General features: G+C 67.7%; 24 protein-coding genes. 10 read left to right on the top strand and 14 right to left on the bottom strand.

The window, feature by feature from the left end; all coding sequences use genetic code 11:
• Positions 1-41 precede the first annotated feature (41 nt).
• The 5 genes from thrS (at position 42) to EAO27_RS11875 (ending at position 5,573) form a co-directional block, all read left to right on the top strand.
• A complete protein-coding gene (gene thrS, locus EAO27_RS11895; protein ID WP_242769846.1) occupies positions 42-2,045 on the top strand; it encodes a threonine--tRNA ligase in 2,004 nt (667 codons plus the stop codon).
• Positions 2,042-2,890, top strand: coding sequence for a metallophosphoesterase (locus EAO27_RS11890; RefSeq protein ID WP_242769844.1), 849 nt, complete (start codon positions 2,042-2,044; stop codon positions 2,888-2,890). Before thrS ends, EAO27_RS11890 begins: the two co-directional genes overlap by 4 nt.
• Positions 2,887-3,573 (top strand): AraC family transcriptional regulator, encoded by a 687-nt coding sequence (locus EAO27_RS11885; protein WP_242769841.1) that lies wholly within the window; start codon positions 2,887-2,889, stop codon positions 3,571-3,573. The genes EAO27_RS11890 and EAO27_RS11885 overlap by 4 nt, the downstream gene beginning before the upstream one ends.
• Before the next feature lie 9 nt (positions 3,574-3,582).
• Complete coding sequence (locus EAO27_RS11880; RefSeq protein ID WP_242769838.1) at positions 3,583-4,722, top strand: hypothetical protein; 1,140 nt, start codon at positions 3,583-3,585, stop codon at positions 4,720-4,722.
• A gap of 89 nt (positions 4,723-4,811) precedes the next feature.
• Positions 4,812-5,573: a sulfite exporter TauE/SafE family protein gene (locus tag EAO27_RS11875; RefSeq protein ID WP_242769835.1), complete on the top strand. Its 762-nt coding sequence runs from the start codon at positions 4,812-4,814 to the stop codon at positions 5,571-5,573.
• On the opposite strand, the gene EAO27_RS11870 is transcribed toward EAO27_RS11875, so the two are convergent.
• A complete protein-coding gene (locus tag EAO27_RS11870) occupies positions 5,570-8,071 on the bottom strand; it encodes an FtsX-like permease family protein (protein WP_242769833.1) in 2,502 nt (833 codons plus the stop codon). The genes EAO27_RS11875 and EAO27_RS11870 overlap by 4 nt on opposite strands.
• Before the next feature lie 155 nt (positions 8,072-8,226).
• Entirely contained in the window at positions 8,227-8,928 is a 702-nt protein-coding gene (locus EAO27_RS11865; protein WP_242769831.1) for an ABC transporter ATP-binding protein, read from the bottom strand.
• Between the two features lie 16 nt (positions 8,929-8,944).
• Between EAO27_RS11865 and EAO27_RS11860 the strand changes: the two genes are divergently transcribed.
• Positions 8,945-9,658 carry an arylesterase gene (locus EAO27_RS11860; protein ID WP_242769829.1) on the top strand — a complete coding sequence of 238 codons (714 nt, stop codon included), beginning with the start codon at positions 8,945-8,947 and terminating at the stop codon, positions 9,656-9,658.
• A gap of 33 nt (positions 9,659-9,691) precedes the next feature.
• Here EAO27_RS11860 and EAO27_RS11855 read toward each other — a convergent pair whose 3' ends face one another.
• Both EAO27_RS11855 and EAO27_RS11850 read right to left on the bottom strand, forming a co-directional pair.
• Entirely contained in the window at positions 9,692-10,342 is a 651-nt protein-coding gene (locus EAO27_RS11855) for an MOSC domain-containing protein (RefSeq protein ID WP_242769827.1), read from the bottom strand.
• A complete protein-coding gene (locus tag EAO27_RS11850; RefSeq protein ID WP_242769825.1) occupies positions 10,339-10,890 on the bottom strand; it encodes a MarR family transcriptional regulator in 552 nt (183 codons plus the stop codon). Before EAO27_RS11850 ends, EAO27_RS11855 begins: the two co-directional genes overlap by 4 nt.
• A 105-nt stretch (positions 10,891-10,995) precedes the next feature.
• Here EAO27_RS11850 and EAO27_RS11845 point away from each other — a divergent pair, with 105 nt between their 5' ends.
• Positions 10,996-11,232: a thioredoxin family protein gene (locus tag EAO27_RS11845; RefSeq protein ID WP_242769822.1), complete on the top strand. Its 237-nt coding sequence runs from the start codon at positions 10,996-10,998 to the stop codon at positions 11,230-11,232.
• A 68-nt stretch (positions 11,233-11,300) separates the two neighbouring features.
• Here the strand turns inward: EAO27_RS11845 and EAO27_RS11840 are convergent, their stop codons facing one another.
• The 4 genes from EAO27_RS11840 to EAO27_RS11825 all read right to left on the bottom strand — a co-directional run bounded on the left by EAO27_RS11840 (position 11,301) and on the right by EAO27_RS11825 (position 14,228).
• The gene (locus EAO27_RS11840; protein WP_242769819.1) at positions 11,301-11,759 is read right to left on the bottom strand and encodes a hypothetical protein; all 459 of its coding nucleotides are present in this window, start codon (positions 11,757-11,759) and stop codon (positions 11,301-11,303) included.
• Between the two features lie 239 nt (positions 11,760-11,998).
• The gene (rlmN, locus tag EAO27_RS11835) at positions 11,999-13,249 is read right to left on the bottom strand and encodes a 23S rRNA (adenine(2503)-C(2))-methyltransferase RlmN (RefSeq protein ID WP_242769816.1); all 1,251 of its coding nucleotides are present in this window, start codon (positions 13,247-13,249) and stop codon (positions 11,999-12,001) included.
• Positions 13,250-13,326: 77 nt separating this feature from the next.
• A complete protein-coding gene (locus EAO27_RS11830; RefSeq protein ID WP_242769813.1) occupies positions 13,327-13,671 on the bottom strand; it encodes a hypothetical protein in 345 nt (114 codons plus the stop codon).
• A 227-nt stretch (positions 13,672-13,898) separates the two neighbouring features.
• The gene (locus EAO27_RS11825) at positions 13,899-14,228 is read right to left on the bottom strand and encodes a UrcA family protein (protein ID WP_242769810.1); all 330 of its coding nucleotides are present in this window, start codon (positions 14,226-14,228) and stop codon (positions 13,899-13,901) included.
• A gap of 152 nt (positions 14,229-14,380) precedes the next feature.
• On the opposite strand from EAO27_RS11825, the gene EAO27_RS11820 reads away from it, so the two are divergent.
• A complete protein-coding gene (locus tag EAO27_RS11820) occupies positions 14,381-15,262 on the top strand; it encodes a LysR family transcriptional regulator (protein WP_242769807.1) in 882 nt (293 codons plus the stop codon).
• A gap of 507 nt (positions 15,263-15,769) precedes the next feature.
• Here EAO27_RS11820 and EAO27_RS11815 read toward each other — a convergent pair.
• Positions 15,770-15,943: a hypothetical protein gene (locus EAO27_RS11815; RefSeq protein ID WP_242769804.1), complete on the bottom strand. Its 174-nt coding sequence runs from the start codon at positions 15,941-15,943 to the stop codon at positions 15,770-15,772.
• Between the two features lie 6 nt (positions 15,944-15,949).
• On the bottom strand, positions 15,950-16,447 hold the full coding sequence (locus EAO27_RS11810) for a hypothetical protein (protein ID WP_242769801.1): 498 nt from the start codon (positions 16,445-16,447) through the stop codon (positions 15,950-15,952).
• Positions 16,448-16,616: 169 nt separating this feature from the next.
• On the opposite strand from EAO27_RS11810, the gene dnaN reads away from it, so the two are divergent.
• On the top strand, positions 16,617-17,732 hold the full coding sequence (gene dnaN, locus EAO27_RS11805; RefSeq protein WP_242769799.1) for a DNA polymerase III subunit beta: 1,116 nt from the start codon (positions 16,617-16,619) through the stop codon (positions 17,730-17,732).
• Positions 17,733-17,792: 60 nt separating this feature from the next.
• Here dnaN and EAO27_RS11800 read toward each other — a convergent pair whose 3' ends face one another.
• Positions 17,793-19,133 (bottom strand): sorbosone dehydrogenase family protein, encoded by a 1,341-nt coding sequence (locus EAO27_RS11800; RefSeq protein WP_242769797.1) that lies wholly within the window; start codon positions 19,131-19,133, stop codon positions 17,793-17,795.
• A gap of 150 nt (positions 19,134-19,283) precedes the next feature.
• On the opposite strand from EAO27_RS11800, the gene EAO27_RS11795 reads away from it, so the two are divergent.
• A complete protein-coding gene (locus EAO27_RS11795; protein WP_242769795.1) occupies positions 19,284-19,514 on the top strand; it encodes a hypothetical protein in 231 nt (76 codons plus the stop codon).
• Between the two features lie 3 nt (positions 19,515-19,517).
• Here the strand turns inward: EAO27_RS11795 and argC are convergent, their stop codons facing one another.
• The 3 genes from argC to EAO27_RS11780 form a co-directional block, all read right to left on the bottom strand.
• Positions 19,518-20,438, bottom strand: a complete 921-nt coding sequence (argC, locus tag EAO27_RS11790) for an N-acetyl-gamma-glutamyl-phosphate reductase (RefSeq protein ID WP_242769793.1) — start codon at positions 20,436-20,438, stop codon at positions 19,518-19,520.
• Between the two features lie 3 nt (positions 20,439-20,441).
• Positions 20,442-21,386: a C40 family peptidase gene (locus EAO27_RS11785; RefSeq protein WP_242769791.1), complete on the bottom strand. Its 945-nt coding sequence runs from the start codon at positions 21,384-21,386 to the stop codon at positions 20,442-20,444.
• Between the two features lie 75 nt (positions 21,387-21,461).
• On the bottom strand, positions 21,462-22,874 hold the full coding sequence (locus tag EAO27_RS11780; RefSeq protein ID WP_242769789.1) for a leucyl aminopeptidase family protein: 1,413 nt from the start codon (positions 22,872-22,874) through the stop codon (positions 21,462-21,464).
• Between the last annotated feature and the right edge of the window lie 2 nt (positions 22,875-22,876).

The following is a 22,876-nucleotide window of genomic DNA, read 5'->3' as shown; positions in this document are numbered from 1 at the left end:
TCCGGGCGTCGACCCGAACCGCCAGAAAGGCCGATTTCTCGATGTCCCAGATGATCCGCGTCACCCTTCCCGATGGCTCTGCCCGTGAAGTCGCGCGCGGGACTACCCCGGCGCAGATTGCGGCCGACATCGCGCCCAGCCTCGCCAAGGCCGCGCTCGCCGCAAAGATCGACGGCGAACTGCGCGACATCATGCGTCCGCTCGAGGAGGATACGAACCTTGTCCTGGTGACCAGCCGCGACGAGGCCGACGCGCTCGAACTCTTCCGCCACGACTTTGCGCACGTCCTCGCCGAAGCGGTGCAGAACCTGTTTCCGGGCACGCAGATCACCTTCGGCCCTTCGACGAACGACGGCTTCTACTACGACTTCGCACCGACCGCCGAGCATGGCCCGTTCCGCGACGACGAACTGCCGCTGATTGAGGAGGAGATGCGCCGGATCATCGCCGCCGACCTGCCGCTCACGCGCGAAGTGTGGGAGCGCGACAAGCTGATCGCCAAGTGGCAGGCCGAGGGCGAGAGCTTCAAGGCCGAATGGGCGCACGAACTGCCCGAGGGTGAGGAACTGACCGTCTACCGCTCGGGTGACGGCTGGATGGACATGTGCCGCGGCCCGCACCTCGCCTCGACGGGCAAGCTCGATCCCGCGGCGTTCAAGCTGACGCGCGTCTCGGGCGCCTATTGGCGCGGCGACCAGAAGAATGCGCAACTCAGCCGCATCTACGGCACCGGCTGGCTCAACAAGAAACAGCTCGCCGAGCATCTCGTCCGGCTCGAGGAGGCCGCGAAGCGCGACCACCGCAAGATCGGCCGCGAAATGGACCTGTTCCACCTGCAGGAAGAGGCGCACGGCAGCGTCTTCTGGCACCCCAAGGGCTATCGCATCTACCGCGAGCTCGAGGCCTATATGCGGCGCGCGATCGACGGTGCCGCCTATCAGGAGGTCAAGACGCCGCAGGTGATGGACGCGCGCCAGTGGGAACAGTCGGGCCACTGGGGCAAATATCGCGAGAATATGTTCGTCATCCCCGACGAGGTGCCGAACATCGAGGACGAGGGGCCGATCGTCTCCGATGCCGCCGAGTGGATGGCATTGAAGCCGATGAACTGCCCTGCGCATGTCCTGATCTTCCGCCAGGGGATGAAGTCGTATCGCGACCTGCCGCTGCGCATGGCCGAAATGGGCTGCTGCCACCGCAACGAGCCGCACGGCGCGCTGCACGGCATCATGCGCGTGCGCCAGTTCACGCAGGACGACGGCCACATCTTCTGCCGCGAGGACCAGATCGTCGACGAAGTGCGCGATTTCTGTGCGCTGCTCGATCGCGTCTACAAACAGCTCGGCTTCGAAAACTATGCGGTGAAGCTCGCGCTGCGTCCCGAAAAGCGTTTCGGGACCGAGGAAATGTGGGACAAGGCCGAGGCGGAACTGCGCGAAGCCGTCGTCCGCGCCGGCATGGCGACCGAGGATTATGGCTGGGAAGAACTGCCGGGCGAGGGCGCCTTCTACGCGCCCAAGCTCGAATTCCACCTGACCGACGCGATCGGCCGGACGTGGCAGTGCGGGACGATCCAGTCCGACCGCGTACTGCCCGAACGCCTCGACGCGAGCTACATCGGCGAGGATGGCGAGCGCCATCGCCCGGTGATGCTCCACCGCGCGATCCTCGGCACCTACGAACGCTTCATCGGCATTTTGATCGAGCATTTCGCGGGCCGCTTCCCGACCTGGCTCGCGCCCGTGCAGGCGGTGGTCGCGACGATCGTTTCGGACGCCGACGATTATGCGAAGGATGCGGTGGCGCAGCTCGCCGCCGCGGGCATCCGCGTCGACAGCGACCTTCGCAACGAGAAGATCAACTACAAGGTCCGCGAACACAGTCTCGCCAAGGTTCCCTATCTGCTCGTCGTCGGCAAGCGCGAGGCCGAAGAGGGCACGGTCGCGATCCGCACCCTCGGACAGGACGGCCAGCGCATCATGCCGCTGGCGGAGGCGATCGCGATGCTCAAGGCCGAGGCGACCCCGCCCGACCTCAGGGATTGAGCGCGCCGGCGAAGCGCCGCCGCGGGCTCTGGCTGATCGGCCTGCTGCTCGCCGGGCTTGCGCTGGCCGGCAAGGGATTGTGGAACGCGCGCGCCGAACCGGTCGTGCGCACCGCCAGCCTCGCGGTCGCGGGCTGGCCCGCCGATGCGCCGCCGATGCGCGTGCTGCTCATCTCGGACTCGCATGTCGCCGGTCCCGACATGCCGCCCGCGCGGCTGCGCGCGATCCTCGAGCGGCTCAATGCGCTGCAGCCCGACCTGATCCTGCTCGCGGGCGATTTCCATAGTGAAAAGCTGGTTGCGACGCGGCACTATTCGGCGGCGGACGTCACCGCACCCTTCGCCGCGGCGAAGGCGAAATATGGCGTGATCGCGGTGCTCGGCAATCACGACTACTGGTTCCAGCCCGAACCGATCGCGCGCGGCATGCAGGCCGCGGGGGTCACCGTGCTGCGCAATCAGGCGGTGCGCCGCGGACCACTGGTCATCGGTGGGGTCGACGACGAAGTCACGAGGCACGACAATCTTGCGCGGACCTACGCCGCGATGGATGCGCTCGGGCCCGGGCCGCGCATCCTGACGACGCACAGCCCCGACATCGTGCCCGACCTGCCTGCGCCCGTTGCGGCGGTGTTCGCGGGGCACACCCACTGCGGCCAGATCGCGCTGCCGCTGGTCGGGGCGCTCACCTATGCATCAGACTATGGCGACCGTTTCGCGTGCGGCGCGATGACCGATCGCGGACAGAAACTCTTCGTCGGCGCCGGACTGGGAACGAGCATCCTGCCGCTGCGCTACGGCGTGCCGCCCGATGTCTGGCTGGTGACTTTGGGCCCGCCGGCATGAGTGCCATCGGTATCGGCCGGCACGACGCGCATGCGCGCCTGCCCCGGCACCGTCATGCCGATGCCTATATCGCGCTCGTGCTCGCGGGCGGCTATCAGGAGGCGGGCGACGAGGGGCGGATCGCGGCTCGCCCCGGCACCGTCATCGTCCACGGCCGCTGGACCGCGCATCAGGACAGTTTCGGGGCAATCGGTGCCCGGGTGCTGAATCTGCCGTCGATCGACGGTCTCGCCGCCGGGGTGGGTCACATCGCCGATCCCGACACTGCCGCGCGGCTCGCCGAGCGTGATCCGCATGCCGCCGCCGAACATGTGCGCGACAGCCTGCGCCCCGGCGCAACGCGACTTTCCGACTGGCCCGACCTGCTCGCCGCGGCGCTCCGGAACGACCCCGACGTCGCGCTCGCCGACTGGGCGCGTACGGCCGGTCTCGATCCCGCGTCGGTCAGCCGCGGTTTCGCGCGCGCCTATGGCGTCAGCCCCAAACGGTTCCGGCTCGAGTCACGCACGCGCCGCGCGCTCGCGGCCCTCGACGGGTGGACCGGCAATCTGGCCGGACTGGCGGCAGATCAGGGCTTCGCCGATCAGGCGCATCTGACGCGCTCGGTCGCCGCGCTCACGGGGGCGCCTCCGATCCGCTGCCGGGCAAAGTCCGTTCAAGCCGGGAGCTGCGTTCGGGGATAGAAAGGGGGCATGGATCGCCGCCTCTTCCTCGCCGCCGCTCTTGGCAGCTTCGCCGTCCCCGCTCTCGCGCAAAACGCGCGCCCTCCGATGCGTACACGATGGAAAGTCCGGGCGTCCGAAGGCTTCGATGCGCTCGCCTTCCTCGGGCCGCTCGCGGGCGGCACCCTGTATCTCGACTATTACAAGGCCGACGCCGACGCCTTTGCCGCGCGCTTGCCCGGCGCCGTCCGCGCCGACATAGGCGCGTTGTGGAAGGAGGCAGAAACGGCGAAATTCGGACTGCTCGGGCCGAATCTGTCGGTCCTCTTTTCGAACGGCAACGACAGCGATCTCGCGACGCTGATCGCCGGTGCCGCCGACCCCGAGGCGCAGCTGCTGCCCGCCTATCGTGCCAGCCCCTATTGGGCCGAAGCCGACTGGCGCTGGTTCACGGGCGCCGCGCCGCGGTTGAAAGCCGTGTTCGAAGCGATGCAGACGGCGGATTTTGCGGCCTTTCGCCGGACTCGCATCGGCGCCATCGACGCGCGTATCGCCGACCTGACGCGCGATCTCGCCGACTATGACGTGATCCGCTGGCACGAAAAGCTCACCGGCCGCAGTTTCGACCCGCAGATCGAGGTCGTGCTGCTGCAATTCTGCAAGCCGCATGGGATCAAGGTGCAGGGCCAGACCTTCCTTCAGGCCACCGACTGGGGCGTGCCGGTCACGGTTCGCAACGCCGCGCACGAGATGCTGCACCCGCCGGTGCCGATGGATGGACCGGCCGCCAGGGCGGCGCTGGCGCTGCTCGAAAAGGACGCGCTGATCATGCGCGTGGTCAGCGAGCATGATCCCAAATGGGGCTATACGACGCTCGACGGGCTGCTCAACGAGGATCTCGCGCAGGCGCTCGACCAGCTGATCGCCGAGGCACTCGGCGTCGCGCGCAATCCCGCCGACCGCTGGCGCCGCTCCGACGACGGCATCCACGTCCTCGCCGGCGCCTTCTATGGCATGTTGCGGCAGGACAAATGGGTCGAAACCGGCGGTTCGATCGAAACCTGGCTGGACGATGCAATCCGCGCGGGCCGCCTCGCGCCTGCGAGGCTCCACGCCGCGGCGGCGCAGGTGCTCGAACGGCCGGTCGACCGGCTCTGGCCGCTTTCGTAAGCCGGGGCTAGCCGCACCCATCGTCCTGCGTTAGGGCGCGCCTTCGACCATCGGGGGTAGCCTTTGTCCTTTTCGTCCGCTTCCGTCCGATGACGGGCATCCAGCAACTTGTCGGTCTTGCGCCGCTGACCCTTGCCGGTGCGGCGGCGATGACCTTCGGCGCCGCCTATGTGCGCGGACTCACGGGTTTCGGCATGGCGATCATCCTCGTGCCGCTGCTCGGGCTGATCATTGCGCCCGCCGAGGCGGTGGTGCTCGGCATCCTGCTCCAGCTGCTGATCGGGCCGGTGGGCATCCGCATCATCCTCGCCGACGCCGACCGGTCGACTGCGATCCCGATCGCGCTGGTCGCGATGGCGACGACGCCCGTCGGCATGGTCGCGCTCGATGCGACGCGTCCCGACATCGCGCGGCTGCTGATCACCCTCGCGGCGGTCGCCGCCTTCGTCGCCGTGCTGCTTCCCAAGCATCCCGACGGACACCGGCCGGGCCGCGCCGCGGTGGCGGGGACGGGGCTTGCATCGGGCATCCTCACCGGCTTCGCGGCGATGCCGGGGCCGCCGGTCGTGCCCTTCTATCTCCGCCGCTCGCTCGATCCCAAGGTGGCGCGCGCGTCGATGCTGCTGATCTTCTTCGGCACCGCGATCGCGGGTACGCTTGCCGCCCTGTGGGTCGGCATCGCGACGCTGAAGCTGTTCCTGATTTCGCTGCTTCTCTTCGCGCCGATGTGGCTCGGCAACCGCATCGGCGCGCGCCATTTCGGCCGCGTTGCGCCGCATGTGTGGCAGGCGATGGTCGCGCTCGTGCTCGGCATCGCCGCGGTTTCGGCGGTGGTGCGGCTGCTGAACTAAAGGTCGCGCAGCGCCTGCGCCGGCTTGGCCGACAGCAGCGGCCAGCTTCCCGCGATCCCGATCAGGAAGGCAAGCCCCGCGCCGCCGAGCAGCGTGATCCCGACCGCGAACGGATCGGGCGCGAAGGCGAAGTCGAAGATCTGGGTCACGACATACCAGGCGGCAGCGAGCCCGAGCCCGAGCGCCAGCGCCGCGACGACCGCCGCGAGCACCGCATATTCCAGCCCCTGTGCACCCAAAATCTGCCCGCGCGTCGCGCCGAGCAGCTTCAGGATGACGCTGTCATAGACGCGCCGCTCGCGGCTCGCCGCGATCGCGCCGATCAGCACCGCGATCCCCGCAAGGATCGCAATGCTCGCCGCCGCGGCGATCGCCTGGCTCATCTGGGTGAGCAACGTCGTCACCTGTCCGATCACATCCCGAACCGCGATCACCGAGGCGGAGGGAAAGGCGCGCGGGATGCTGCGCGCCAGCTCGGTCTCGGCGCCGGGGCCGACCGCGACCGTCGCGACCATGTTGTGCGGCGCCGCATCGAAACTGCCCGGCGAGAAGACGAGCACATAGTTCAGCCCGAAATTGTCCCATTCGACGGTGCGCAGGGAGGCGACCCGCGCCTGGACCTCGACCCCCAGCACGTTGACCGACAGCGTGTCGCCGATCTTGAGCCCGATCGAGGTCGCGACCTCCTGCTCGACGCTGACCAGCGGCGGTCCCTTATAGTCTGCCGCCCACCAGCGCCCGGCGACGAGTTCGCTGCCGTTGGGGAGCGCCGGGCTGTAGGTCAGCCCGCGGTCGCCGCGCAGCACCCACGCCCCCTCGGGCAATTGTTCGAGTTCGTCGACGCGCTTCCCGGCATATTCGGTGACGCCGCCGCGCAGCGCGGGGATCAGGTTGATCTCGGCCCCGGGATCGGCCTTCGTCACCATCGCGCGAAAATCCGCGGCGCCGTCGCGCGGAATGTCGAGCACGAAAAAGCTCGGCGCGCGCTGCGGCACGGTGCGCGCAATCTCGGCGGTGATGCTCGTCTGCACCGCCGCGAGCGTCACGAACAGGGTCAGGCCGAGCCCGAGCGCCACCACCAGCGCCCCGGTCGCCGCACCGGGACGGTGCAGGTTCGCGACCGCGAGGCGGAGCAGCGGTTGCCGGGGCCGCGGCACGCGGCTTGCGATGGTGCGCACCAGCCAGCCCATCGCGACGAGCAGCAGCAGCAGCGCCGCGGCCGCGCCGACGAAACCCAGCGCGAACAGTGGTTCGCGCGCGGTGCCAATCGCAATCGCGACCACCGCCGCCAGCGCGCCGCCCACCGAAAGGACCGTTCGCATCTCGGGCCGCGCGAGTCCTGACACGGTGGCGCGGTACAGCCCCGCCGCGGGCACGCGCCGCGTCGCGGCGAGCGGGGGTAGGGCAAAGGCGATGGCGATCAACAGGCCATAGGCGGCGCTGATCGCGAGCGGCAGCGGATAGAGCGCGATCCCCGGCTTGACGGGCAGCACGTCGCCCGCGACCGCGGTGATCGCTGCGGGGGCGAGCGCGCCGACCGCCAGCCCGGCGAAGATCGCCAGCGCGGCGACCGCCAGGATCTGCAGGCCATAGATGCGCATCACCGTGCTGCTGTCGGCGCCGAGCACCTTGAGCGTTGCAAGCCCCGGGCGCTTGCCCGCAAGATAGGAGGCGACGCCGTTGCCGACGCCGATGCCCGCGATCACCAGCGCTGCAAGCCCGACCAGCGACAGGAATTGCCCCATGCGTTCGATGAAGCGCCGGGTTCCCGGTGCGCCGTTGCTGCGGTCGGTGATGTCCCAGCCCGCGCCGGGGAACTGCTTTTCGAGCGCCTTGCCGACGGCTGCGGGGTTGGCGTCGTCGGGGAGGCGGACGCGATATTTGCTTTCATAAAGGCTGCCGGGCTGGATCAGCCGCGTCGCGTCGAGATCGGCGATGCCGATGATCGCGACCGGACCCAGCGCAAAGCCCTCGCCGAGCCGGTCGGGTTCGTCGGCGATGATGCCGTCGATACGAAAATTCTTCTCGCCGAACTTCACCGCCTCGTCGACACTCAGGTCGAGCCGCGAGGCGAAGTCCTTGCCGACCCAGATCGTGCCGGCGGGCGGCGGACCGCGCCGCGCACCGCTTTCGAGCCGCATCGTGCCATAGAGTGGATAGGCGGCGTCGACCGCCTTCAGTTCGGCAAGCAAGGCGTCGCCGCCGGGCGCGTTGGCCATCGCGCGCAACCGCACCGTTGCGGAGGTCGTCCCGGCGCTGCGGAACGCCGCCATTTCGGCCTCGTTCGCCTGCCGCTGGGGCATGCCGAATTCGATATCGCCGCCGAGGATCGTCTGCCCGCGCGTCTCGAGTTCGGCGGTGATCCCGCGCGTCAGGCTGCCGATCGCCGCGAGCGTCGCGACGCCGAGGAACAGGCATACCGCAAGCAGGCGAAGCCCGCGGATGCGTGCCGCCAGATCGCGTCGCGCGATGCGCCAGAGGGTGGCGAGGGGGAGCATCTAAATCCTCCCTGTCGCGAAGCGATGGGGAGGGGGAGCGTCCGCGAAGCGGATGGTGGAGGGGCCGCGACGCCAGCGCCATTGCCCCTCCGTCAGCGGCTGCGCCGCTGCTATCTCCCCATGGCTGCGCCACAGGGAGGATATGTGCGCCATCATCACGTGGCCCGTTCCTCGATCCGCCCGTCGTGCATCACGACGACGCGGTCGCAATGTTCGGCGAGCTCGGGATCGTGGGTGATGATCAGCAACGTCGCGCCCAGCGCGGCGCGGCGCGCGAAGATCAGCTCGATGATCGCATGGCCGGTCGCGGTGTCGAGATTGCCCGTGGGTTCGTCGGCAAAGATGATCGCGGGCTCGCTCGCCATCGCACGCGCGATGGCGACGCGCTGCTGTTCGCCGCCCGACAATTGCGCGGGATAGTGCGTCAGCCGGTGGCCGAGCCCGACGGCTTCGAGTTCCTGAGCCGCGCGCCCGAACGGGTCGGCAATGCCTGCAAGTTCGAGGGGCACCGCGACATTTTCGAGCGCGGTCATCGTCGGGAGCAGGTGGAACGCCTGGAGCACGATCCCGATCCGCCCGCGCCGCGCCCGCGCCAGCGCATCCTCGTCGAGCGCGGTGAAATCCATTCCGGCGACCTGCACGCTGCCGCCGCCCGCGCGTTCGAGCCCCGCGAGCACCGCCATCAGCGAGCTTTTACCCGACCCCGACGGGCCGAGCAGCGCGACCGACGTGCCCGCCGCGACCTCCAGATCGACACCGCGCAATATTTCGACGGGGGCCTTGTCGCTGCCCAGCGTCAGCGTCACATTGCGGGCGGCGATCGCCACATCGGGCGACGGTCGTTGGGCATCGGTCAAGAAGGGACCCTTTGGAATGAACAAGGCCGGATGGCGTTCGTTTGCAATATATGGTTGTGTGCTCGCGCTTTGCCAACCGCTCGCCGCGTGCGGACCGGCGGAAAAGGCGGCGCCTTCGACCAACGATGGCGCTGCTTCGACGAAAGCGGCCACGATCCCCGCCGACGCGCCGCTCGTCATCGCCTTCGGCGACAGCCTCTATGCCGGATATCAGCTCGGCCCGAAGGAAGGGCTGGCGCCGCAGCTTCAGGCGGCGCTTGCCGCCGACGGGGCGGTCGCGCGCGTCCAGAACGCCGGCGTGTCGGGCGATACCACCGCCGCGGGGCGCCAGCGCCTCGCCTTCGTGCTCGACAATGCCCGGACAAAGCCTGCGGTGGTGCTGCTCGGGCTCGGCGGCAACGACATGCTGCGCGGGATCGACGCGGCGCAGACGCGCGCCAATCTCGATGCGATGCTCGCCGAACTGCACAAGCGGGGCATTCCCGTCGTGCTCACCGGCATGGTCGCGGCGCCGAATCTCGGCGCGGACTATGCCGCGAAATTCAACCCGATCTTTCCCGAACTCGCGGCCAAATATGACGCAAGCCTCTATCCCTTCATCCTCGACAATGTCGTCACCGACAAGGCTTTGATGCTCGGCGACAATATCCATCCCAATGCCCAGGGGGTGAAGATCATCGCCGAAGCGCTCGCCCCGCTGGTCGAGGAGCAATTGCCGGGCGCCGACTGAGCGATCTTCGCCGCCGTCCGATGACGGCGAAGGTCAGCCGGGGAGCAGTTTTTCCGCGCGCACGCGCCACGTCTTCGCAAGGGCCTCGGTCGTCGCCAGCGTGCGCAGCGCGGCGGGCTCGCGTTTCCCGCCGCCGCCGATCAGCAGCGTGAACACGCGTTCGACGCTCCAGTCGGGCAGCGGGCGTTCGACCAGCGCCAGCGCGTCGCCGGCTGCGACCGAGCCTTCTTCGATCACCCGATAATACCAGCCGCTGCGGCGCGTGCTCACCACCGTCGCGGGCACGCTCGCCACGCCGAAGCGGTGGCCGAGCTTCCAGCAGGGCTGGCGTCCCTGGCTGATCTCGACGAGTGCGCTGCCGAGCCGGTAGCGGTCGCCGAGGCAGGCTTCGCTCTCGACCAGCCCGGCGGTCGAGATATTTTCGCCGAACGCGCCCGGCGCCGCGAGCAGCGCATGATCGCCCAGCGTGCCGCGCCACCAGTCATAATGGTCGCGCGGATAGTGATGGATCGCCTTGTCGGGGCCGCCGTGCACCATCAGGTCGGCCTGTTCGTCGCCCGCGATGCCGAGGAAGCCGACGTGCAGCGCCCCGGCGACGGGCGTCTTGGCGATCGCGCTCGCTTCGCCCTTGGCGCCGAAGCGCCGCGCCTTGCCGGTCAGCACCGCGTCGATCCGAAAAGTCATGCGGCCTCCTGTTCGGCACAGATCGACCCGGCGTCGGCGGGGGTGAGCGCGGTGGCCAGAAGCGCGCAGAAATGGGGGTTTCCCTGCGGGGAATCGCGGTCGAAATGGCGGCAGTCGGCGCACAGGCCGAACGCGCGATAGCCCCGGGCAGCGAGATGGGCCGTCAGCATCCGCTCGAGCAGCGGCGCAAAGGCCGCGCGGTCGGCCGCCGTCATGCGGGCGAGCATCGCGTCGGCAATGCCGTCGGGCGCTGCGTCGAGCGTCGCGCGGCCGGCGGGGGTGAGCGCAAGCCGCACGACACGCCGGTCGTCGGGGTCGGCCGCGCGCTCGACCAGCCGTTTGCGTTCGAGCGCCGCGATCGTCTGCGACACCGTGCCCTTGGTCTGCCCGAGCCAGAGCGTAAGTGCACCCGGTGTGCGCGAGAAGCGGTTGGCGACGGCGAGATAGCGCAGCGCCTGCCATTGCGCCGGATTGAGCCCGGTCGAATAGCCGTCGCTCGCGATCAGGCGCGCGGCGCGTGTGAGCATGTCGGAGAGGCGATCGGTCATCGGCCCAATGGTATCGACTAAAAACCATTTGCTCAACCCCTGTGAAGGGGGCAGGTTATTGGTATCGAGTCGCTATTAGTTGCGATCGACAGGAGGAGTGACGACATGACCGAGAAAGCGATCTTCTATCATGCGGGCTGCGCGGTGTGCGTCGCGGCGGAACGGGCCGTGGCCGATGCGATCGATCCCGTCCGGTATCGCGTCGAGAGCGTCCATCTGGGCGAGGCGCCGGACCGGATCGCCGAAGCGGAGGCCGCGGGCGTGGTTTCGGTGCCCGCGCTCGTGTTCGGCGGCGGCGCATATCATATCAACCATGGCGCTGCGCTCGATGCGCTGAAATAGCGGGCGGGCATGAAAAAGGGCGACCCTCGCGGGCCGCCCTTTCCATGTTCGTTTCGGGTTCCGAAAGATCAGAACGCGAAGCCAACGCCCGCGACGAAGCTGTCGTAGTCGCTGAAGTTGTTGATGAACTGGTGGCGATATTCCAGCTTGCCGTACACGTTCGAGCCGAACTTGTGCTGGTAGCCGGCACCGATGTACGGATCGTCGATCTGGCCGAAGGTGTAGCCGCCGGTGGCGTACAGCTTGCCGCTGGTGCCGACCTTGGCACCGGCGCGCGCGCCGGTCGAGAACTGCACCTTGGTGCCGCCGACGAGGACCTTGTCGCCAGCGATTTCGGCGCCGATGAAGGCGGTGTCGCCGAGGTCGAAATCATAGCCTGCGGCAACGCCGAGCACGCCTTCTTCGTCACCGCCACCGGTGACCAGGCCGCCGCGCACTTCGACGCGACCTTCGCCGCCTTCGGCAGCCATGGCGGGGGTTGCAACGATGGCCGTCAGGAGAGCGGCTGCAACTGCGAATTTCTTCATTATCTTGTCCTTTTCTTTCACGGGGTCGTTTCGTTTTTTGGTCGCGACCCGAGCGCCTAAATGGCGTTTGAAGCTGTCGCGTCAATGAACGCACCGTTCAGAATATGACAATTTTCTTACCTGTGTTGTTTTTGCAACACAGGGGGAGGGGTAGGAATATGGTGCGCGATGCGACCCCGAAAGGTCTTTGCAACATACTGGAAACGCCAGATTTTCTGGCGGTTTTGGCGCGAAGGGCGTCAGCCCAGCGCGGCCTGCTTTTCCTCGGCGATGCGGTCGAGTTCGGCGCGGCTCGGTTTGGTCGCGGCGCTCTTGAGCTGGCCGCAGGCGGCCATGATGTCGCGCCCGCGCGGGGTGCGCACCGGCGCCGAAATGCCCGCCTTGAAGATCAGGCTGCTGAACGCGCGCACCCGCTCGGGCGAGGAGCATTCATAGGGCGCGCCGGGCCAGGGGTTGAAGGGGATCAGATTGACCTTCGCGGGCAGCTTGTACTGCTTGATCAGCCGGACGAGCTCGCGCGCGTCGTCGTCGCTGTCGTTCTTGTCCTTGAGCATCACATATTCGAAGGTGATGCGCCGCGCATTGTTCGCGCCCGGATAATCGGCGCACGCCTGAAGCAGTTCCTCGATGCCGTATTTGCGGTTGAGCGGCACGATCTCGTCGCGGATTTCCTTGGTCACCGCGTGGAGCGACACCGCAAGATTGACCCCGATCTCGTCGCCCGCGCGCGCCATCATCGGCACCACGCCGCTCGTCGACAGCGTGATGCGGCGCTTCGACAGCGCGAGCCCGTCGCCGTCCATCACGATCCTGAGCGCGCCCTTGACCTCGTCGAAATTATACAGCGGCTCCCCCATGCCCATCATCACGATGTTGGTGAGCATGCGCCCGTCGGCGGTATAGTGGCCCGCCGCATCGTCGTCGGCGTCCTCATCCTCGGGATCGGCGCCAAAGCCCGCCATCGTGCCCTTGGGCCATTCGCCGAGCGCGTCGCGCGCGAGCAGCACCTGCCCGACAATCTCGCCCGCGCCGAGGTTGCGCACGAGGCGCATCGTACCCGTGTGGCAGAAACGGCAATTGAGCGTGCAGCCGACCTGGCTTGAGACACAGAGGGTTCCCCGATCGGCGTCGGGGATGAATACCATCTCATATTCCTGGCCGTCGGCGGCGGCGAGCAGCCATTTGCGCGTGCCGTCGCTCGACACCTGCGCCTCGCGGACGGTCGGGCGGCCGATGATGAAACGGTCGGTCAGCCAGGGGCGCATCGTCTTGGCGATATCGGTCATCGCCTCGAAATCGGTGACCCCGCGGTGATAGATCCAGTGCCAGATCTGCTTGGCGCGCAGCTTCGCCGCCTTGGCGTCCAGCCCGGCCTCCACCAGCACGCCCCCGATGGCGTCGCGGGTCAGCCCGACAAGGTCGATACGGTTGCCCCCGCGCAGGGGAACGGTGCCCGTGGTCACGGGATCGATATGGCCGGGGATCTGCATGATGCGCGGCCATATAGGGGGGAAGGGCGCTTTAGGCAATAATGGCCCCGCCTCCGGTGAAAGCGGGGCGGAGGGCTTCAGTGGGGCAGCGATTCGCCCAGGGCTTCCTCGAAATCTTCGATCGACCCGACCTGTTCCTCGTGCGGCAGCCCCGGCGCCTGCGGAAAGATCGCGTCGAGCCGGCGCTTGAGCGTGTCGTCGAAGGTCGGCTGGTTCGAAATCCGCGCGTTGCACACTGTCAGTTCGGAGCGGATCGCGCCCTTGATTCGCTCGAGCCCATCGGGCGTCAGGATGCCCGCGTTGAGCAGTTCCTCGCATAGTTGAATCAGCCCGACCGTCGTCGCATGGGCGCGCAGGCCGATGAAATCGAGCGTGCGATGGCGCTCGCGGGCTACCGCGTCACAGCGGCTCTGTGCAGTCATCTCCGACATTCTCCCTCTCCGATCCTTCAACGCGGTGCGCCTTCGGGGCGTCTGTCCGCGTCGATTGGTTGCGATGATGCGCCAAGAGGGGGGTGTGGGCAAGAGCTTATGTAACTAAGTGTCCCGTCCGGGGGCGTTCCGCGCAATTCTTCTCTCGGACGGCTGCGGGCCGGTCGGCATCCGGTATTGTGCCGCAGGTGATGGCGATGCCGACCTTGCGGCGCCGGTCATTTCTGGATCGAAGTCACCCGGATGGGGTCCGCGCGCGTCGCGCCGGCGACGACCGCGCCGGCCTTCGCGGTCGCGAGGTGCCGTGTCTCGCGGCGGCATTCGCGTACCTCGTTCCTGCCTTCAAGGTCGAAATCCGAGGCGGTTCCGCACACCGCGACGACGGCGCGCCAGATTCGCCGGTCGAGCGTCCGGGTGCCCGCTGCGGTGCGGAGGTCGAGGTCCTTGTGCGGGACGACGACGCTCGGATTCGCGGGTGACGTCCGGGCGAAGGCGGGCTGGCCGGCCGCGGCGGCGGCGAGCACGGCGAGGATCAGAAGCTTTTTCATCTCATGTCTCCATCGACCGGCCGGAAAGGAGGGGAGGAAGCCGGTGGAGACCGAGATAATCCCGACGCCGCGGCCGCGGGAGCAACGAGTTTGCGCACCCATTCTGCAAAATTGCAGAATGCCGTCGCGGGCATTATGACGCACAAGGTGCCATGTACGACTGGAACGATCTCAAATCCTTCCTTGCGGTAGCCGAGACGGGGAGCACCCTCTCGGCGGCACAGGCGCTGCGCGTCAGCCAGACGACCGTCGCGCGGCGTATCGCCGCGCTCGAGGCGGCGACCGGGCTGGCGTTGTTCGAGCGCCGTCAGGCGGGCTATGCGCTGACCGCGGCGGGCACGGCGCTGCTCGAAAACGCCGCCGCCGTGCGCGACGCCGCCGAGCGTTTCGGCGAAGCGGCGGGCGCGCGGTCCCGCGACGCGGGCTGCACGGTGGGCCTGACGGTCATGGAGATTTTCGCGGTCACCATCCTGCCGCCGATCCTGCGCGACCTCCGCGCGGCGCACCCCGACATCCACATCCATCTCGATACGTCGGACGAACCGCGCGACCTGGCGGCGGGCACCGCGGACATCGCGATCCGCAGCAGCAAGCAGCCCGCCGGGGCGGGGCTCGTCGGGCGGCGCATCGCCGACAATCCATGGACGCTCTATTGCAGCCGCGACTATGCCGACCGCCACGGCATACCGCACACCCGCGACGAGCTTGCGGCGCACCCGTTCATCGGTGGCGGCGGCGGGGTGTGGGAACCCTATCAGGCATGGCTGCGCCAGTACGGGCTCGAGAGTTCGGTGGTGATGCAATATGACAGCGCCTCGGGACTGCTCGCCGGGGTGCGCTCGGGCATGGGGCTCACCATCCTGCCCGCCTTCCTCGCCGACCGCGAACCCGACCTCATCCGCTGCATTCCGCCGCGAATCGAGGACACGACGGGTCTTTGGCTGCTGACGCACGAACGGTTGCGTCATGTTCCGCGCGTGCGGATGGTGCTCGATTTCCTCGCTGCGGAGCTGACGAAATTGGGGCGGGGGTAGGTGCTGCCATCCGCTTTGCGAAGCAATGTCGGCTTAGGGGTGGGAAGCGAACGTTTGCTCTCAGTTTGTACCCCGGCGAAAGCCGGGGCCCAGGGCGTTAGAAAGTCAGCGTTGCGTAGTTCCGCTTTGGGCCCCGGCTTTCGCCGGGGTGCACATCTCTATCGGCAACTACCGGTCGCTCGCCGTCGCTCCTCCCTGTCGCGCAGCGATGGGGAGGTGGCAGCGGCGTCAGCCGCTGACGGAGGGGCCGACGCCGTCAGGCCTCGCGCGACCTTTCGGCCCCTCCACCACTCGCTGCGCGAGCGGTCCCCCTCCCCATGGCTTCGCCACAGGGAGGATTTCCGACGTCCGCAACCGGTCGAGACCGGTCACGCGACTACCGCCGAAAATCGCTTTCCTAAAATGCCGCACCATGCTCCAAGCTGGTCAATGAACCCCGGCCCGCCTCGTCCCATTGTTATCAATCCAGCCGCCCGGTTCCGCGCGACACCGCAATCGCGAGTAAAGTTACCCAGTTTTCTGCGATTTCTTGCCGCCCGCCTGTCCGTTTTTCTCGTTATCGCGGACGTGATCCGCAATCCATGCCGGCTGGCGCATGCCGATCGACCAAAGACCGACGACGACGTCACCAAAAAACGTGCATTGCGAGTAAAGTTGCGCAGAAATCTGCCACTTTTCCAACCCGCCTCAGCCCAGCCTCGCGCATCCCAGCGCCGCGGCATCGATCGCCGTTGCCGCGCCGCGCAGGCGATAGGTGTCGGCGATCGCGCCGCCGCTGGTGGCGCTGCTCTCGATGCTCATGCTTGGGGCCGATCGCATCGCGGCGATGATCGCGGCGTCCATGCGCGCATCGCTGGCCCAGCCGTGGACGCCGTTGCCCGCGAGGATGAAGCGGCGGCTGCCGATCGTCAGGCGCAATTCGCTGCGCGCAGCGCGCGGTTTCGACAGGCGGACATAGAATTGGCCGCGGACATTCGACCTGGGCCAGTAACCGACGCTGGCATAGGCGCGCACGGCGGGCGACCCGATCGTCGCCGCCGGGGTGGCGATCGCGTAGCAGCGCGGCGTTGCGGGATCGCGAAACGCGCCCCAGCCGTCGAAGATGCCGAGCGCCATGCGCGGCGCGGCCAGCGCCGCCGCGGGCAGGGCGGCGAGCAGCAGCGACAGGGCGAACAGGCGACGCATGGTGCATCGATTGCGCGAACCGCCCCGTTTTGCAAGCATCGCTTGCGCACGGCGATGCGCACGTTAAGGAAGGTGGACATTTTCGGGGGCAGGGAATCGCGGTGACGAATCGCCCGTGACGTCCGCCTCTTTCAGGGACTTCTCCCGCAAGCCAGGGTGACGGATTAGAATGAAAGCGACGATCGAACGCGCAGTGCTTCTGAAGAGCCTCGGCCACGTCCAGTCGGTGGTCGAACGGCGCAATACCATTCCCATTCTGTCGAACGTGCTGATCGAGGCCGATGCCACCGGCCAGCTCAAGCTGATGGCGACCGACCTCGACCTCCAGGTCGTCGAGACGATCGCCGCAAAGGTGGAGACGCCGGGGACGACCACCGTGTCGGCGCACACGCTTTTCGAAATCGCGCGCAAGCTGCCCGAAGGGGCCGAGGTCAGCCTCGCCGCCGCAGAGGGCAAGATGCAGGTCAAGGCCGGCCGCTCGAACTTCAACCTGCCGACCTTGCCGCGTGACGATTTTCCGGTGATCGCCGAGGGCGACCTGCCGACCAATTTCGAACTGCCCGTTGCCGAGCTGATCCAGATCATCGACAAGACGCGCTTTGCGATCTCGACCGAGGAAACGCGCTATTACCTCAATGGCATCTTCTTCCACGTTGCCGAGGATGCGACGGGGCCGGTGCTCAAGGCCGCGGCGACCGACGGTCACCGCCTCGCGCGCTACACGGTGACGCGTCCCGATGGCGCGGCGTCGATGCCCGACGTGATCGTGCCGCGCAAATGCGTCGGCGAAATCCGCAAGCTGCTCGACGAAGCCGAGGGCAATGTCGAGATCAGCCTGTCGGCGACCAAGATCCGCTTCCAGCTCGGCAATGCCGTGCTGACCTCGAAGCTGATCGACGGAACCTTCCCCGATTACAGCCGCGTCATCCCGACCGCGAACGACAAGCTGCTCAAGGTCGATCCGAAGAGCCTGTTCCAGGGCGTCGACCGCGTCTCGACGATCGCCAGCGAAAAGACGCGTGCGGTCAAGGTCGGGCTCGATAAGGATCGCATCACGCTCAGCGTCACCAGCCCCGAAAACGGCACGGCGGCCGAAGAGCTTGCCGCGGGTTATGACAGCGAGGCGATGGAGATCGGCTTCAACGCGCGCTATTTGAGCGACATCCTCGGCCAGGTCGACGGCGACAATGTCGAACTCCACCTCGCCGACGCCAACGCCCCGACGCTGATCCGCGAAAGCGAAAAGAGCCCGGCGCTCTATGTGCTGATGCCGATGCGGGTCTAGGCCCGGCCGCGACGAAGCGGTCCGAAAGGAAAAAGGCCCCGCAAAGTGCGGGGCCTTTTCTTATCCGGCTTTCGCGACCCGCCAGATCACCCCGCCGGTGTCGTCGGCGATCAGTGCGCTGCCGTCCTTCGCGACTTTCACGTCCGCAGGACGACCGCGGGTCGTCTTGCCGTCCTTTGCCAGGAACTGGTCGAGCAGGATGATCGGCAACGCATCCGCCGGTTTGCCGTTGGCGCCGAATTTGACGAACACGACATCGTAGCCCGCAACCGGTTCACGGTTCCACGATCCGTGGCGCGCGACGAGCGCACCGTTGGCGAAGCGCTCGCCGAGGTCGAGCCCCTGGGTGAACGTCATGCCGAGCGGCGCGGTGTGCGCGCCGAGCCCATATTCGGGACGCTTGACATATTGGCGGCGATCCTCGGCCTCGGGCGGCACGCGGGGATCGATGAAACCGCCCCAATAATACCAGGGCCAGCCATAGAAATCGCCCTCGTCGACCGACGCCATATAGTCGGGAACGAGATCGGAGCCGAGCATGTCGCGCTCGTTGACCACGGTCCACAACTGGTCGCTGCCGGGATAGAAGGCGAGGCCGACGGGGTTGCGGATGCCCGCTGCGAAGGTGCGCATATATTTGTTTTCGGGCCGGACCTCGAGCACGCTGGCGCGGCGGAATTCGGCGTTCATGCCTTTCTCGCCGATGTTCGAATCGGCGCCGACGCCGATGTAGAGCCAGCCGTTTGGTGCCGCGGCGAGGCTCTTGGTCCAGTGGCGGTTGGTGCCCTTTGCGGGCAGGTCGACGACCTTCACGGGCTTGCCGCTCATCTTCGTCTCGCCGGCGACATAGGGAAAGGCGAGCAGGGCGTCGGTGTTGGCGACGTAGAGCGTGTTGCCGACCAGCGCCATGCCGTAGGGCGAATTGAGACCCTCGATATAGGGCGTCTTCACCTCGGCCTTGCCGTCGCCGTCGGTATCGCGGAGCAGGGTGATGCGGTTCGCCGATGCGCCGCCGGCGCCGGCCTTGCTCATCAGGCGGCCCATTACAGCGCCTTCGATCCCCGATGTGTCGCGCGGCGGGCTCTGGGCCTCGGCGGCCAGCACGTCGCCGTTCGGCAGCACAAAAATGGTGCGCGGGTGGTCGAGCCCTTCGGCGAACCGCTGTACGTTCAGCCCCGGCGCGGCGCGGGGAGCCTCGCCCGCCGGCCATTTGGTTGCTTCGGGGACGTTGGTCGTGGGGATCGTCTGCACATCCTGTGCCCCCATGATCGGGACGCGGCCGCTCGTCTCGGCGGTCGAGAAGCGCGCCACATCGGGGCGCGACATGACGTAGAGCGTGATGCCGCCGACGATCAGGAGCAGCAGCAGGGCGAGGGCGACATATTTCAGGATCTTGCGCATGGATCCTGTCTACACGCACCGGCCGCGGCGTCAAAGGGACGAAAGGGGGCGCATTCGCGGTTAACGAGCGGGGCGCAGCAATTAACCTTACCGGGCTGTTCAGTACTATTGGGAACGGCGCGGTCAGGCGGTCACGCTAGGATGATCGCCATGACCGGGGACAGTTTTCAATTGCCAGCGCCATTTCTCGCGGACCGGGGGACGGTCGACGATGCCGACCGGCTGATCCGCGAGCATGGCGACGAGGCGGGTTTCGCGGCCGCCGCGCGCGCCGAGCAGTTCCGCGCGCTCGGCAATCACATCCACTTCGCGCGCTGGCGCCAGATCGAACGGCTCATCACCTATCTGGCGATCGAAACCGCACTCGATACGGTGCACTGAGGCTCAGAGCCGGAGGCCTGCAGTCTCGGGCAGGCCCGCCATGATGTTGAGGTTCTGGACGCAGGCGCCGCTGGCGCCCTTGCCCAGATTGTCGAGCCGCGCGACCAGCCGGAGCTGGGTGCCGTCGACGCTGGCGTAAAGCATCAGTTCCATCGCGTCGGTCGCGGTATCGCCCTTGCGGAGCAGCAATTCGCTCTCGTCGCCCGCACGCCGCACGCTCACCAGCTGCGACCCTGCATAATGCGCCGCGAGGGCTTCATAGGCCGCATCGGCGGCCGGCGCGTCGAACGCCAGGGGCACTTCGACCAGCATGCCGCGATAGACCGGCACCACCGCCGGGGTAAAGAGCGGCGGATGGGAGAGGCCCGCGCCTTGCTGCATTTCGGGCACATGCTTGTGGCCGAGCGACAGGCCATAGCTGCGAAAGCCGATGTCGGTTTCGGTCTCGAAGCGCGCGATCAATTCTTTGCCGCCGCCCGAATAGCCCGACACCGCGTTGACGCTCAGCCGCGCGTCCTTCGCGACAATCTTCGCCGCCACCAGCGGCGCGATGAGCGCAAGGAAGCCGGTCGGATAGCAGCCGGGATTGCTCACCCGCGCCGCCGCGGCGACAGCGGCGTGCTGTCTGGCGTTCAGTTCGGGAAAGCCGTAGGTCCAGCCCGCCGCAACCCGATGCGCGGTCGAGGCGTCGATCACCTTGGTGCGGGTGTTGGCGATCATCGACACCGCCTCGATCGCCGCCGCGTCGGGCAGGCAGAGGATGACAAAATCGGCGTCGTTCAGCGCCTCGCGGCGCGCGGCGGCATCCTTGCGCCGTGCCTCGTCCAGCGTGACCAGGCTGAATTCGCTGCGCCCGGCCAGCCGCTCGGCGATTTCGAGGCCCGTCGTTCCCGCCGCGCCGTCGATGAAAACCGTCTGTGTCATAAATTATCGCAGTCTTTTGTATCCGCGCACCGGCGGGTCATGATCCTTGGCCGCCGAGCGTGCGATCACGTCGGCGAGCGGTTCGGTCTGGACGGCCATCCATCGTCGGCTCGCATGGATGATGTTGCGATCGTCGGTCATGATACCGACGTGCCCGGGAAAGAAGACAAGGTCGCCGCGCGCGAGCTCGCCGGGGAGCACGTCCTTGTCGGGGCCGAGCGCGGCGAACTGAAGATCGCTGTCGCGCGGCAATTGTACGCCCGCCGCCGCCCATGCCAGCTGGACGAGGCCCGAACAGTCGATGCCATTGGCGGTGCGTCCGCCCCACAGATAGGGTGCGCCGGTCAGGGCTTCGGCGATGCCGGCCGGGTCTGCGCTCTTCGCGCCGGCGTCGACAAGCGCGGCAAGCGGCAGATAGCCGTGCGCGGTGGCGAGCCATTCGCCCTCGACGCTGCCCATGACCAGCGCGCCGCGGGGCAGGATCGCCGTGCCGCCTGCCGCGGCATCGGGCGCGCTGTGCAGGATCGCTTCGGCTGCCGCGACCCGGTGGCTCGGGGCGATCGGCGAGCCAAGTGCGTCGGCGGCGAGATAGCCGACATAATGGTCGGCGAGGCAATAGCCCCACGCCCAGCCGCCGGTCAGATCGAGCAGCGCAAACCCCTCGCCGAAGAGGAGTTCGCTGGTCTGGTCGGCGTCGAGCGACGGCGATCCGCGCAGGACGGCCGAGGGCAACAGGCAGCTCGTCATCATCGGCGCGGCATAATGGGGGGCAAAATGCTGTCCCGCGACGGCAATGTCGGCCAGGTCGGGACGAATGGCGACGATGCGCGGATCAAAAGCCTGCGACGTGCCGGTCAGCCCGAAGCGGTCGCGCCCGGCACCGACGACGCCGGGGCGTCCCATGCGCACGCGGCTCGCCGCCAGATATTCGCCACCTTCTGCTGTCAATTCTGTGTCCGATATTTCGTGAGACCGCCATCGGGCGGACAATCGCGGCGCATTAGACCAGCGGTGCCACCTTGATCAAGCCGGATCGCTCTTGCGCCGACGGTCGTAGCGCGCCTGCAGCATCGCCCATGCGGCGCGCAGCCCGAGCGCGGCGCCGCCCTTGGGCCGTCCGGGCTTTGCCGACGGACGCCACGCGAAGGTGTCGAGATGCGCCCAGACGATGCCTTCGCCGACGAAGCGCTTGAGAAACAGCGCGGCGGTGATCGTACCGGCGAAGGGCGAGGAGCCAGCATTGCCGAGGTCGGCGATGTCGGTTTCGAGCAATTCGGCATAGCCGTCCCACAGCGGCATGCGCCACAGCGGGTCGTCGCGGTCGATCCCGCCCGCCAGCATGGCTTCTGCCAGCGCGTCGTCATTGGCGAAGAGCGGCGGCAGGTCGGGGCCGAGCGCGACGCGGGCGGCCCCGGTCAGCGTCGCGAAATCGACGATCAGTTCGGGCTTGCCCTCGCTCGCCTTCGCGAGCGCGTCGCCGAGCACCAGCCGGCCCTCGGCATCGGTATTGCCGACCTCGACCGTCAGGCCGAGCCGGCTGGTCAGCACGTCGCCCGGACGAAAGGCATCGGCCGAGATCGCATTTTCGGCCGCCGCGACAAGGCAATGGAGGCGCACCGGCAGCCCGCTCGCCATCACCAGTTCGGCGAGCGCCAGCACATGCGCCGCGCCGCCCATGTCCTTCTTCATCAGGCGCATGCCCGCCGACGGCTTGATGTCGAGCCCACCGCTGTCGAAACTGATGCCCTTGCCCACGAGCGCGACGCGCGGGTGATCGGGTTTGCCCCACTCGATCTCGATCAGCCGCGGCGCATGATGTTTCGCCGCCGCCCGCCCGACGGCGTGGATCATCGGAAAGCCCTGCTCGAGCGCTTCGCCCTTGGTCACGGCAACCGTGGCGCCATGCGCTTTGGCGATGCGTTCGGCTTCCTTCTCGATCGCGGCGGGCCCCATGTCGGCGGCGGGCGTGTTGACCATGTCGCGGACCAGCGCCGTTGCGCGCATTTCGGCGACCATCGGGGCGATCGCGCCGACGTCGCCGGTCAGCAGGACGCGGGTCCCGCGCGCTTCGGCCTTGGGACGGTAGCGGTCGAAACGATATTGGCCGCTCATCCAGCCGAACAGCGCCTTGCCGGGCTGGCGGCCGTCGAGGCGGTAGCGTCCCTCGGGCAAGAGCTGTCCCAGCTTGGCGAGGCACCAGGCCGACAGATTGTCGCTGTCGGCCACCGCGGTGACGACCGACCAGTCCTCCGGGCCGTCGCCGGGCAGGATCGCATGCGCAAAAGCTTCGGGTTTGTAGGCCGCCGCGGCGAGTGCGGCGCGTTCGCGCGCGCTTCGTCCCTTCAGCCAGCTGTCGTAGCTCGCCTTGTCGACAAGGTGGATCATACGGGCATCCTGCCCCTTGTCGGGCTGGATCAGGTCGGAATAGTCGGTCATGC

Source organism: Sphingopyxis sp. YF1, from assembly GCF_022701295.1.
In the GTDB taxonomy this organism is placed as follows: domain Bacteria; phylum Pseudomonadota; class Alphaproteobacteria; order Sphingomonadales; family Sphingomonadaceae; genus Sphingopyxis.
Note: the sequence above shows the minus strand (reverse complement) of the source record. Positions and strands in the feature narration are given on the sequence as shown.

Coding starts and splice junctions, on each gene's coding strand:
- EAO27_RS11810 (WP_242769801.1), bottom strand. CDS start 16,447: ATGCGTCGCCTGTTCGCCCTGTCGCTGCTGCTCGCCGCCCTGCCCGCG.
- dnaN (WP_242769799.1), top strand. CDS start 16,617: ATGAAAGCGACGATCGAACGCGCAGTGCTTCTGAAGAGCCTCGGCCAC.
- EAO27_RS11875 (WP_242769835.1), top strand. CDS start 4,812: ATGACGGGCATCCAGCAACTTGTCGGTCTTGCGCCGCTGACCCTTGCC.
- EAO27_RS11795 (WP_242769795.1), top strand. CDS start 19,284: ATGACCGGGGACAGTTTTCAATTGCCAGCGCCATTTCTCGCGGACCGG.
- EAO27_RS11825 (WP_242769810.1), bottom strand. CDS start 14,228: ATGAAAAAGCTTCTGATCCTCGCCGTGCTCGCCGCCGCCGCGGCCGGC.
- EAO27_RS11830 (WP_242769813.1), bottom strand. CDS start 13,671: ATGACTGCACAGAGCCGCTGTGACGCGGTAGCCCGCGAGCGCCATCGC.
- EAO27_RS11820 (WP_242769807.1), top strand. CDS start 14,381: ATGTACGACTGGAACGATCTCAAATCCTTCCTTGCGGTAGCCGAGACG.
- EAO27_RS11885 (WP_242769841.1), top strand. CDS start 2,887: ATGAGTGCCATCGGTATCGGCCGGCACGACGCGCATGCGCGCCTGCCC.
- EAO27_RS11880 (WP_242769838.1), top strand. CDS start 3,583: ATGGATCGCCGCCTCTTCCTCGCCGCCGCTCTTGGCAGCTTCGCCGTC.
- thrS (WP_242769846.1), top strand. CDS start 42: ATGTCCCAGATGATCCGCGTCACCCTTCCCGATGGCTCTGCCCGTGAA.
- EAO27_RS11860 (WP_242769829.1), top strand. CDS start 8,945: ATGAACAAGGCCGGATGGCGTTCGTTTGCAATATATGGTTGTGTGCTC.
- EAO27_RS11855 (WP_242769827.1), bottom strand. CDS start 10,342: ATGACTTTTCGGATCGACGCGGTGCTGACCGGCAAGGCGCGGCGCTTC.
- argC (WP_242769793.1), bottom strand. CDS start 20,438: ATGACACAGACGGTTTTCATCGACGGCGCGGCGGGAACGACGGGCCTC.
- EAO27_RS11840 (WP_242769819.1), bottom strand. CDS start 11,759: ATGAAGAAATTCGCAGTTGCAGCCGCTCTCCTGACGGCCATCGTTGCA.
- EAO27_RS11870 (WP_242769833.1), bottom strand. CDS start 8,071: ATGCTCCCCCTCGCCACCCTCTGGCGCATCGCGCGACGCGATCTGGCG.
- rlmN (WP_242769816.1), bottom strand. CDS start 13,249: ATGCAGATCCCCGGCCATATCGATCCCGTGACCACGGGCACCGTTCCC.
- EAO27_RS11850 (WP_242769825.1), bottom strand. CDS start 10,890: ATGACCGATCGCCTCTCCGACATGCTCACACGCGCCGCGCGCCTGATC.
- EAO27_RS11780 (WP_242769789.1), bottom strand. CDS start 22,874: ATGACCGACTATTCCGACCTGATCCAGCCCGACAAGGGGCAGGATGCC.
- EAO27_RS11800 (WP_242769797.1), bottom strand. CDS start 19,133: ATGCGCAAGATCCTGAAATATGTCGCCCTCGCCCTGCTGCTGCTCCTG.
- EAO27_RS11845 (WP_242769822.1), top strand. CDS start 10,996: ATGACCGAGAAAGCGATCTTCTATCATGCGGGCTGCGCGGTGTGCGTC.